The following is a 10,590-nucleotide window of genomic DNA, read 5'->3' on the forward strand; positions in this document are numbered from 1 at the left end:
CGCCATACGTCGGATGAGCACCCGTGGCCGGCGACCAAAGAATGTCACCACCCTGGAACTTCTGATAACACCCACCATTCTTCAACCCACAAATCACGGCTCCACTGGCAGCACCGAGTATCGGTGTACGGGGCGCAACTGCCGAGATTAGCGGAGTCGCAATGGCAACTGGACTTGCGGCCCCTGTGGTGAAGGTCCAGGTAACCGGTGCCAAGGCCACGCCGAAGGTGTCCCGGATACCCGAAGTCAGCGTCACCGTGTACCGGGAGTTCGACGCGAGGCCGAACGCCGGGTCCAGAGTGGCCACGCGGGTCGCGGCGTTATACGTGACCGCCGCGGACACCGTTCCACCTGCGGGGTTGGTGAGCCGCATCGTGGTAGTGCTCACCCCGGTCACTGGTTCACTGAATCCCGCACTGACGTTGAAGGTGAACCCTACTCCCACAGCATCAGCTGCAGGCGCCTGTGACGTCACTGTCGGTGCCGGATTCACCGGCACTACCGCTGCCGCGGTGGTGAAGCTCCAGCTCACCGGAGCCAGGGCGACACTTCCGGCGTCGATGATTCCCTCGGTCAGGTTCACCGTGTACACGGTGTTCGCAGCCAGATCAGCAGTCGGGTCCAAAGTAGCAACCCCCGTGACCGCGTCATATGTCACAGCACCGGGCACCACCGTACCGGCGGGATCGGTCAGCGTCATCGTGGTGCCGCTGACCCCTGTCACCACCTCACTGAACGATGCAGTGATGTCGGAGTTTCCTGCTACTCCGACAGCATCTGCTGCGGGCGTCCGCGTCGTGACAGTCGGTGCTGCGTTCGTCGGCTCACCTGATGCGAGAGTCGAAACCTCGACTGTTGCATCTGTGAACTTGAGCAGCTCCACATTGGTGATGGTGTCAGTGCCATCCTCTGCTGTTCCACCGGTGTGCGTCACCGTGGTGATCGCGCCGGCTTTGGTGATGGTGTATTCAGCCCGTGCTCCGGAGAACATCGCGGTGTCTACGTCGGTTGTTCCCGGGCTCGAGAGGATCTCGCGAACGATCTCCGTCTTGCCGGGATCGGTGAGGCCGGCCATGATGTCAGCCTGGATCTCCGTGAGGGAGTTGGCGGTGCGGGTCTCCACGTTGGCGTCGTCGCGAACGCTCAGGCGTACGTTCAGCCATTTGTCGCCGTCGATGATGTCATCGGCGCCGTTGCCCCAGATCTCGTCACTTCCGGAACCACCGATGATGATATTGCCGGCTCCGAAGCTTGTTGCCTCTGTCGGCAGGAGTTCACTGAGCCCGCTGATACGTCCAATACCCTCAGCATCGAGGATGTTGGTCAACGCCGGAGCGTTCAGCTCGACGTCCTCGTCGGCAGGGGCGACATCAGTGCCGCGAAGCACGTCGTTCTGGTCCCAGCCGGACAGCCCCTCGACCAGCAGGAACCGGTCACGGAGAGCGTTGGGGCCCTCCACCACCAGCATCCGCATGTCGGAGTCCCCGCGTTCGATCGACCGAGCGTGGGTGACCCAGTCGAAGCCGTACACGCCGTGGTTGCGTTCGATACCCGGGCCGGCAACCATGACGTCGTCGCCGCCCTCGGCGTCGTAATCATCTTCACCGGAGTCACCGATCAGGACGTCATGGCCCGGATTGTTGATGTCGTCGAAGAACGGTGCGCCGCTGTCACCCTGCAGGAGGTCGTTAGCGTTGCCGCCTTCGACCCAGTCGTTCCCGCCGCCACCGAACACTGCGTCAGGCCCGTCGCCAGCGATCACGAGATCGTCGCCTTCACCGGCGAAGTGCTCGTTCCCGTTGAGTCCGCCGTTGGAGAAGTCAGCGCCGTCGCCGGACATGATGATGTCGAGGCCCGGTCCGGCATCGATTGCATCGTTGTCGGGACCACCCTTCAGGACGTCATCGCCATGGGAGTCGGTGATGCGGTCATTGCCCTTGCCTCCAAGGACCGTGTCAGCGCCGTCCGAGCCCTCGAGAATGTCACTGCCGTCGTTGCCCCAGAACGTATCGTTGTCGATTCCGCCCCAGATGCGGTCGGTGCCGGCCGTGCCATTGAAGGTGGACTGGGCGTTGAGGCCCGGACGGTCGATGGAGTTGCTGACGCGGTACCGGATGGTCCCGTCAGCCATCCGAAGAAGCAGCGCGGATTCGTTACAGGCTGAGGCGGGGTCGTCTGCCACGCTGTTGCCCGACGTGGCGACGATGTTTGCCATCTCGAACTCACAATCCGCCACACCGAAGACCTCGGCCTTGAGGGCTGATGCATCGGTGTTCCTCATGATGAGTTCGGCGAAGGAGTTGCCCTCGAGTTCGGTGCGCAGGTTCAGGCCGGAGGTGCGGGACAGGTAGTACAACCGGTCGCCGTCCTGGAGGTCGGTCATCTGGCGCTCGAAGATGTAGTTGAACGTGGATCCCAGGAGGCCACCGAAGAGGTTCTGCATCTCGGCGAGACCGCCGACCCACAGGTCGACGTCGTTCAGCCCTGACTCAGTGGCGGCCCAGGTACCGGTGCTGTTGACGAAGTCATATGCATCGGACGGTGTTCCTGCTGTCGAATCCGGATTCATGTCGAACAGCAGCTGAGCTGCTGCACGCTTGCCGTCAATGGACGCTGCGCCCTTGATACTCGGGTGCTGTCCATAGGCGGCCATGAAGTTGACCACGGAGTCGGGGTGCTTCAACGCCTGGCCGAAATCCACCCAGCTGGTATACGGCTTCAGGGATGAATCGCCGGTACTCGTGTAGAGCTGGCTGCGGAAGTTGTTGAGCGAAGGAACTCCGGTGTCATGCCCGCGTGCCAAGTTGAGGGCCGCGAGGTCCAAGGGGAGTCCCAGCACGTTGTTGCGCAGGGTGTCAGTGACGAATTCATCGAGTTCGGCGCCTACCTGGTCGGTCATGCCCATGGCGATACTGCCCGCGGCCGCTGCCGGAGACATCGTCGTGCCGCCGTTGGCGTAGTAGGCGGGGGGGTTGAGGAAACCTTCGAGGAGCGGCATCCCGATGTCCACACCGGTATTCGTTTTCCGATCGATGTCCTCGGTCAGCATGGAGTGGCCGAACCGGTAGGTCGCATGCGCGAACTCCGCCTTGACGGCGGGGTCGATGCCGGTGTCGGCCTGCGTGAAGACGTTGAACGGGTTGATACCCGGCTGGATCTTCCGCGCGAACTCCTCGAAAACGAGGTGCTGGTATTCCATTTCGGTGACGAACCGCGCTGCCTGGAAGAGGCGTTCACCGTTCCAGGTTCCATCCGCGAGCTTCCACTCGTTCAGGTCGAGGTTCAGGGAGGTGAGAAGCTCCTCCATGTAGGTCACCAGCCGATTGTGCTCGGAGTGGAACACCTGGTGGATCGCCGTGAGTCCGACGTTCTCATTGACGCGCCCGTCGCCTGCGATGAAGTGCTGGTCCAGCATCTCGTCGTCGTAGGTGGTCGCCGGCGGGCCGTTGACCGGGTTGACAGCTGTATCGCCATCCGCCAGGAGCAGTGCCCCCGTCTGGGAATTGAACGGCGAGGCGGTGTGGGCGATGTCGTCGAGAAAGGCGATGTTGATGCGCTGCACATCTGCGGGGACTGGCACCGGGGTCGTGAGGTTGCCTTCAACCAGCGTCTTGTCCTGCTTGATGTACTGCGGAAGCCCGCTCGGACCACGGAGGAAACGTCCGTACTGGTCGGTGGCGATCATCGGGATGTTCCCGATGTCGGCGTCCGAGAGTTCAAGACCGAGGAGCGTAGCCGCCTGCTCCTTGACGTCCTGCCACGTCGCCATGCCCCCGGGAGTGCCAGGATCGGTGGCGGTCGCAGGTACGCCTTCGACACCTTCGAGCAGTTCGCCGGTCGATACGGGTTTGCCTTCTGCCAGTGAGTACTCGCGCAGGAAGACCTGGTGGGCGGGGTGCGACGAATAGGTCTGGCTCTGGTCTACCCAAGGGGAATTCGTATTGGTGCCGTCCTGGACGTCATCAGCGGTCCCCAGGGTTCCGTCGGGGCCCGGCTGGTTCTCAGCGCGGCTCAGCACCATGAAGTTCGTTCGGCCACCAGGCACAAAGAGGGGATCGTCCGCGGCGAGCGGCATCATGACCATGCTCTTGGACTTCCTGGTGGAATCCACGCCGTGGTCGAAGAACTGACCGAACAGGGCGAACATCCCGTTGTAGGGCGGGGACAGGCCGAAATCGGTGGTGACATTCGGAATGTCAAGCGTTTCACCCTTTTCCACACAGTTCTCCGGGACTCCCGGGCTGGTGCAGGGTATGGCGGTCGGTTCGTCGTTCACCGTCCGGTGGGCGCGGCTCGCAGCGGCGATGGCTGCGGGATTGGTGTCGGTCTGGTCCACGATCACGTTGCTGATGAACCGCGCGGTGCCATCGGAGATAGTGGTATTGACCGACTTATAGGGTTGCCCGTTCGGAGCGTTGCGCCACTGGGGTGCTGCCAGCCGGGGAAAAGGGAGGCTGGTGGAGCCGAACTTCTCCTGGCCCGCGATGAGGTTGTTGTCCGAGCCGTCCACTGTGCGAAGGCCGTACGGCAGCAGCGGGTTGGCGACCTGGTTGGCTCCACTACCGAGCAGCGGCGCGCCGGGAACCGGGTTGCCGAGGGCGTCTTCCTTGGTGGCGTTGTTCTCGGCGATCTTGATCTGCTTCAGGATGAAGCGCATGTCCCCTGCGTTCAGGGTGAGCCCCTGACCCACGGGAGCAGCCAGAACCGCCGGGGCGAGGACTGCCGGCAGCACACCGGCACCGAGCACCATTGCCACCAGTCCCGCCGTCAATCGTGTCGGAATGCTTCTCCGATGTTGACGGCGCGAATCGCCGTCTCTTCCATGATCCGTGCGGTATTGCTTGAACATGGCTGCTCTCCTCATGATTTCCCGGCCACCCCCGAAAAGCGCCGGCTGGCTCAATCGTGGAGCAGCCGCCTTCGGAAAAACTTGGGACGGGTCAGCCGTTGGACGACACCGCACTTAACTCACCCGGCAACGAGCCCCGAAGTCGCAGTTGAGGTTATAAAATAGTCTTTGTGACTCAAATACGGATCCGGGACGCCGCGCAATACCTGAGCGTGTCTGACGACACCGTGCGGCGGTGGATCGACAACGGCGTGCTCCTGAGTGAGAGGGACTCCTCGGGCCGCACTGTGGTGGACGGGCTCGAGCTGGCCCACCTGGCACGCGACAACGCAGTCGTCCCGGAGGATCCGTCGGGAATCGGAAGGTCCGCCCGCAACCGGTTCGTGGGCATCGTCACCGGCGTCATCCTTGATAAGGTCATGGCGCAGGTCGAGATCCAATGCGGACCGTACCGGGTGGTGTCCTTGATGAGTAGTGAAGCTGTACGGGACCTAGGGCTCGAACCGGGATCAGTGGCCGTGGCGGTCGTCAAGGCCACGACTGTTCTGGTCGAGACGCCGGCAGTCGCCCAGAGTAGAAAGACAGAGAAATGAGCCGTAACGCCGTGGTCGTTGCCTCTCTGGCACTGCCGCTCCTGCTCTCGGCCTGTGCAGGGCAGTCCGCGGACGATACTTCGGTGACCGTGTTCGCCGCCGCGTCCCTGCGTGCGCCATTCACCGAGCTCGCCGACGCCTATGAAGCCCAGAACCCCGACACCGCCGTGGAACTGAGCTTTGCCGGCTCGTCAGACCTCGCAACCCAGCTTCTGGAGGGCGCGCCAGCCGACGTCTTCGCATCGGCTGACACCAGGAGCATGGTCGGGTTGAGTGAGGCATCGTTGCTTCAGGGCGAACCGGTGGTCTTTGCGACCAACCACCTCGAGATCGCCGTGCCGCCAGGAAATCCCGCGTCCATCACATCGTTCGCCGATCTCGCCGATGACGCCGTCAAGACTGTCGTGTGCGCAGAGCGGGTTCCCTGCGGCGCGGCGACCGCGGCCCTTGGAGAACTGATCGGCGTCTCCCTGTCCCCGGTCAGCAAGGAATCCTCAGTGACGGATGTCCTGGGCAAGGTCACCTCCGGAGAAGCGGACGCCGGACTGGTCTACGCCACTGACGTTCTCGCTGCCGGAGATGCCGTTGAGGGCATCACCGTCCCGGAATCCGCTGACGTCCTCAGCACCTACCCGCTCGCAGTCCTCGCGGATACCGAGGAGAAGGAAGCCGCGCGCACCTTCGTCACCTACGTCACCGGTGATGCGGGCCGGACAGTCCTCGAGGCCGCCGGCTTCGGCGCACCCTAGCCCGATGTCTGCAGTGGCCCCTCCTTCCCCCTTTATCGGCCTTCCGCGCTGGATTCTGGCGGTGGCCCTTGCCGGAGCGCTGATCGTGGTGCTGCCGCTGGCTGCGATGGTTCTCCGTGTCGACTGGGCAGAGTTTCTCTCACTCATCACTTCCGAGTCGTCCTTGGCTGCCCTGTGGTTGAGTCTGCGTACATCCGCCGCGGCCACGCTGCTCTGCGTTTTCTTCGGTGTCCCGATGGCGCTGGTGCTGGCCCGCACCGCGTTCCGTGGCCAGAAACTGCTTCGCTCGCTCGTGTTACTGCCTCTGGTCCTGCCACCTGTGGTCGGCGGACTGGCGTTGCTCTACACCTTCGGCAGGCGCGGGCTCCTCGGCGGAACCCTCGAGTTCCTCGGCATCGACATCGCGTTCTCCACGACCGCCGTGGTCCTCGCCCAGACGTTCGTGGCCGTGCCCTTCCTGGTACTGAGTCTCGAAGGTGCATTGCGGACGGTGGGCACGCGTTATGAAGCCGTGGCAGCCACCCTCGGGGCACGCCCCACGACGGTGCTGCGCCGAGTGACTATTCCCCTCGTGCTTCCCGCGCTTTTTTCGGGTGCAATCCTCTCGTTCGCCAGGGCCCTCGGGGAGTTCGGCGCAACCCTGACGTTCGCCGGAAGCCTTCAGGGTTCCACCCGCACGCTGCCCCTGGAGATCTACCTGCAACGGGAGACGGATCCTGACACCGCAGTCGCGCTGTCCCTCGTGCTGGTCATCGTCGCGGTCATCGTGGTCGGCCTCGCCCACCGGCCAGGTGCGGCGGGCGCCCGCGGGAGCGCTGACTCGTGACGCTCCAGTTCGACGCAACTGTGTCCCTCCGCGGTTTCTCGGTGTCGCTGGCGATCGAATCCGGCGAGACACTTGCTGTCCTGGGGCCGAACGGCGCCGGGAAATCGACCCTGCTTTCGGCGATCGCGGGCCTGTTGCAACCCGACGCCGGCAAATCGGACCTCAACGGCAGTGTGCTGTTCGAGGTGGTCCCCGGGGGGCGGTCCACCTTCACCCCTCCTGCAGCCCGGGGCGTGTCACTGCTTGCCCAGGATCCCCTGCTGTTTCCCCATCTGAGCGTTCTGGAGAATGTCGCCTTCGGGCCGCGCAGCGCGGGAGTCCGCAAGGCCGAAGCCCGGGCGCGTGCACGGAGCTGGCTGCGGGAGGTGGAGGCCCTGGATCTGATGGACAGGATGCCCGCGGAGCTCTCCGGCGGCCAGGCGCAGCGTGTCGCCGTGGCCCGCGCACTGGCGTCGGAACCCACCCTCCTGCTGCTCGACGAACCGATGGCGGCACTCGATGTCTCGGTTGCCCCGGCGCTGCGCAGGATGCTCAAGCGCGTGCTTCGGGAGCAGACTGCGGTTATCGTCACCCACGACATCCTCGACGCCTTCACACTGGCTGATCGAGTGGTGGTTCTCGATGCCGGAAAAATCGTCGAGCAGGGGCTTACGCGGGAAGTGCTCGAGAGACCGCAGAGCCGCTTCACCGCCGATCTCGCGGGACTCAACGTCCTCTCCGGCGTGCTGACCGCCCGGGGAGTCCGTACCGATTCCGGGAACGATATCGCGACCACGACGTCGGGCATCCCCCTGCACGCGGAAGTTGTCGCGGCGGTACGTCCCTCCGCAGTCCGGGTGTCCCTTGTCCAGCCTGCGGCCGCCGACGTCACGAACCTTCCCGGCGTCGTCCTGGATGTCGAGCCACACCGCGGCCTCGTCCGGGTCCGCGCGGGGGACTTCGCGGCCGATATCACTCCTGCTGCAGCAGCCGACCTCGACCTTGCGCCAGGGAACTCCGTGTGGTTCTCCTTCGACGCCGCCGACGTCACCGTCTATCCACGCCGCGCAGCCTCGCTTTCCGAGCCGGGTCACCCTTAGCCGCCGACGCCGCAGGCAGTTGCTGCAAGCGTCTGCCCTCCTGCTGACCGTTCCCTACTTCAGCGCTGAATGGAACTTCTGCTGCGCTTCAACCAGCCCTTCAAGGATCAGGGCCTCCACTGCGTCGGCACCGTCCTCCAGGAGGAAGGCGAGCTCCTTCTTCTCCGCGCTGCCGAAATCCTTCAGGACGTAGTCAGCGGCATCCTGGCGTCCGGGAGGCCGACCCACGCCCACACGCACCCGGTAGTAGTCCTTGGTGCCCAACGCCCGGCTAAGGTCACGCAACCCGTTGTGACCGCCCTCGCCACCACCGAACTTGAGCTTTACCGTGTTGAAGGGAATGTCTATCTCGTCATGCACGGCGATGACCTGGTCGGGCGCGATGTCATGGAACCTTGCAAGCGCCGACACCGGGCCGCCTGTGAGGTTCATATAGGTGAGAGGTTTGGTGAGCACCAGGCGGGGACCACCGATACCCATCCGTCCCTCGAAGGCAACTGCCTGTGCCTTGGAGGACTTGAAGCGGCCGCCGAGGCGTGCAGCGAGCACATCGAGCACCATCTGGCCGACGTTGTGGCGGTTGTTGGCGTAGCCGGGCCCGGGGTTCCCGAGCCCGGCTACGAGCCATGCATCGCTAGGCACAGAAGCTGCCCGGACTAGCTTTCGTCAGCGTCTGAGATGGTCTTGTCGGAGGCGCCGGCGGCCGTGGCACCCTCGGAGACCGCTTCGGTGTCGACGTCGGTGGCATCCGACTCTCCGAGATCCTGAACGGTCGGCGCGGCGAGGTTGACGATCAGCGTCTCGGGATCGATGAGCAGCGTGGTGCCCGCGGGCAGAACGATGTCGGAGGCGTGGATGTGCTCGCCGACGCCTCGGCCTTCGATGTTGACGGTGAGGGTTTCGGGCAGGTGCGTTGCCTCTGCCTCCACCAGCACGGTGTTGTGCTCAAGGTTGGCCACAACCTCAGGGGCGGGCTCGCCTTCGATGTGGATGGCGACGTCGACCTCGACCTTCTCGCCCCTTCGCACGGTCAGGAGGTCGATGTGTTCCACAATCCGCTTGAGCGTGTTCCGCTGGACATCCTTGGCAAGGGCCAGGTGCTCGTCGCCGTCGATGTCGATCGTCAGCAGGGCGTTGGCGGTGCGGACGGCGAGCGTCGTCGCCTTGCTCGGCAGCAGGATGTGGAGGGCTTCCTCGCCGTGACCATAGATCACGGCGGGGATCATGTTGGCGCGGCGGGCCTGGCGGGCCGCGCCCTTACCGAATTCGGTGCGTACTACTGCTGCGATTCTCTGCTCTGACATGGTTCTCCTTGAACGCTGGGCAATGGCCGCGAAGAGCGGGCTTTGCATGGACGTTGCCGGGCGGGGAAACACGCTCGTGGAGGAGTTGTCTAGAAACATACTGTCGCTAGCCACCGTCGATCACGGAGTTCGCCCCGAAATCTCTCCGGGCTGCTCCCTCGCCTAGGCATCGCCTCCAATCGTACAACACGTTCCGTGGGAAACCCGCAGGACAAGACGACGGCCCCCGCCGGTGGAGATGAAGCAGCAACAGCCCCGCCTCCCGGAGGTTCGCCTTCACTGCAGAGCCAGGAGACCGGCCGACAACGTCAACCGTTCGAATGCCGATTTTGGGGTGCGCGCGCTGGCCGTATGCTCAGGACTCGAGTCCCCCGCCGCCGTCCGGACAGGGCGAACGGACAGCCGGGCAGCCGGCACTCCGCCCCACTTTTCACCTGCTGGGACGTCCTCCAGTACCGCAGCTCCCAACCCGATACTTGAACGGGACCCGACCGTAACTCCCCGACGGATACTCGAATTCATTCCCAGATATGCCCCGGAGTCCACTGTCACCTGCCCACCGAGTGCTGCTCCGGCCGCCAGGATCGCGAAATCACCGATCACGTTGTCATATGCCAGCGTCACACGGGGCATCACGACTGCGTGATCGCCGACAGTAACCGCAGTCGTCATCACCACATTGGCAAGGACGATGCTTCCGTCACCGATGCGGGAGCCGGCAGGAACAGTGACACTCGGATCGATGAAACTGACATATCGGTCACCGGTGATCCCCGCTCGGGTCAGACGCCGAACAGCGTTTTCGCGGCCGGCGCTCCCCCCTGTGCAGACAAGAAACTTTGCCATGGGGTGGCGGGAGGCAGCCTCAAGTTTCCCGACGACAGGTACACCGTCCAATTCGCGGCCCTGGAAATCGGGGTTGTCGTCGAGAATCCCAATCACTTCATTCGGGTAATTGGTCTCACGCATAATTGCGATGATTTCCCGGGCCAGGCCACAGGCTGAGATGAGGAGAAGCGGAGCCACAGTTTGCCTTCTTTTCAGTCGAGGGCGAAAGAGATGTGGCTCAGATGAGGTCATTGCAGCGATGTTAATCGGCTCATCGCAAACGAGAGTGCAGGCGGGGTGTAGCCGGGGCGGGCGCGTCGGTGACGAGATAGAGGTCGAGGCCTTCCGATGATGGAAGTTCT

Annotated in this window: 8 protein-coding genes and 1 pseudogene; 5 read left to right on the forward strand and 4 right to left on the reverse strand. The window is 63.8% G+C overall.

Going from position 1 to position 10,590, the window contains the following annotated elements; genetic code table 11:
• Nucleotides 1–4,849, reverse strand: a 4,849-nt coding sequence (locus IWX65_RS16535; RefSeq protein WP_334683955.1) for a peroxidase family protein, incomplete at its 3' end; no start/stop codon positions are given.
• Nucleotides 4,850–5,019: 170 nt separating this feature from the next.
• On the opposite strand from IWX65_RS16535, the gene IWX65_RS16540 reads away from it, so the two are divergent.
• The 5 genes and pseudogenes from IWX65_RS16540 to IWX65_RS18135 all read left to right on the forward strand — a co-directional run bounded on the left by IWX65_RS16540 (nucleotide 5,020) and on the right by IWX65_RS18135 (nucleotide 8,096).
• Nucleotides 5,020–5,442, forward strand: a complete 423-nt coding sequence (locus IWX65_RS16540) for a TOBE domain-containing protein (protein WP_196884621.1) — start codon at nucleotides 5,020–5,022, stop codon at nucleotides 5,440–5,442.
• Nucleotides 5,439–6,191, forward strand: coding sequence for a molybdate ABC transporter substrate-binding protein (modA, locus tag IWX65_RS16545; RefSeq protein WP_196884623.1), 753 nt, complete (start codon nucleotides 5,439–5,441; stop codon nucleotides 6,189–6,191). Before IWX65_RS16540 ends, modA begins: the two co-directional genes overlap by 4 nt.
• A gap of 4 nt (nucleotides 6,192–6,195) precedes the next feature.
• The gene (locus IWX65_RS16550; RefSeq protein ID WP_196884624.1) at nucleotides 6,196–7,017 is read left to right on the forward strand and encodes an ABC transporter permease; all 822 of its coding nucleotides are present in this window, start codon (nucleotides 6,196–6,198) and stop codon (nucleotides 7,015–7,017) included.
• A gap of 44 nt (nucleotides 7,018–7,061) precedes the next feature.
• Nucleotides 7,062–7,496 (forward strand): annotated as a pseudogene (locus tag IWX65_RS18130) (ATP-binding cassette domain-containing protein); the annotation flags it as partial.
• Nucleotides 7,497–7,544: 48 nt separating this feature from the next.
• Nucleotides 7,545–8,096 (forward strand): TOBE domain-containing protein, encoded by a 552-nt coding sequence (locus IWX65_RS18135; protein ID WP_442859214.1) that lies wholly within the window; start codon nucleotides 7,545–7,547, stop codon nucleotides 8,094–8,096.
• A 54-nt stretch (nucleotides 8,097–8,150) separates the two neighbouring features.
• Here the strand turns inward: IWX65_RS18135 and pth are convergent, their stop codons facing one another.
• The 3 genes from pth to IWX65_RS16570 form a co-directional block, all read right to left on the reverse strand.
• Complete coding sequence (pth, locus tag IWX65_RS16560; protein WP_196884628.1) at nucleotides 8,151–8,738, reverse strand: aminoacyl-tRNA hydrolase; 588 nt, start codon at nucleotides 8,736–8,738, stop codon at nucleotides 8,151–8,153.
• 14 nt (nucleotides 8,739–8,752) lie between these two features.
• On the reverse strand, nucleotides 8,753–9,400 hold the full coding sequence (locus IWX65_RS16565; RefSeq protein ID WP_196884630.1) for a 50S ribosomal protein L25/general stress protein Ctc: 648 nt from the start codon (nucleotides 9,398–9,400) through the stop codon (nucleotides 8,753–8,755).
• A gap of 276 nt (nucleotides 9,401–9,676) precedes the next feature.
• Entirely contained in the window at nucleotides 9,677–10,426 is a 750-nt protein-coding gene (locus tag IWX65_RS16570; RefSeq protein ID WP_196884632.1) for an acetyltransferase, read from the reverse strand.
• Nucleotides 10,427–10,590 lie beyond the last annotated feature (164 nt).

Source organism: Arthrobacter sp. CAN_A214, assembly GCF_015751955.1.
GTDB lineage: Bacteria > Actinomycetota > Actinomycetes > Actinomycetales > Micrococcaceae > Arthrobacter_D.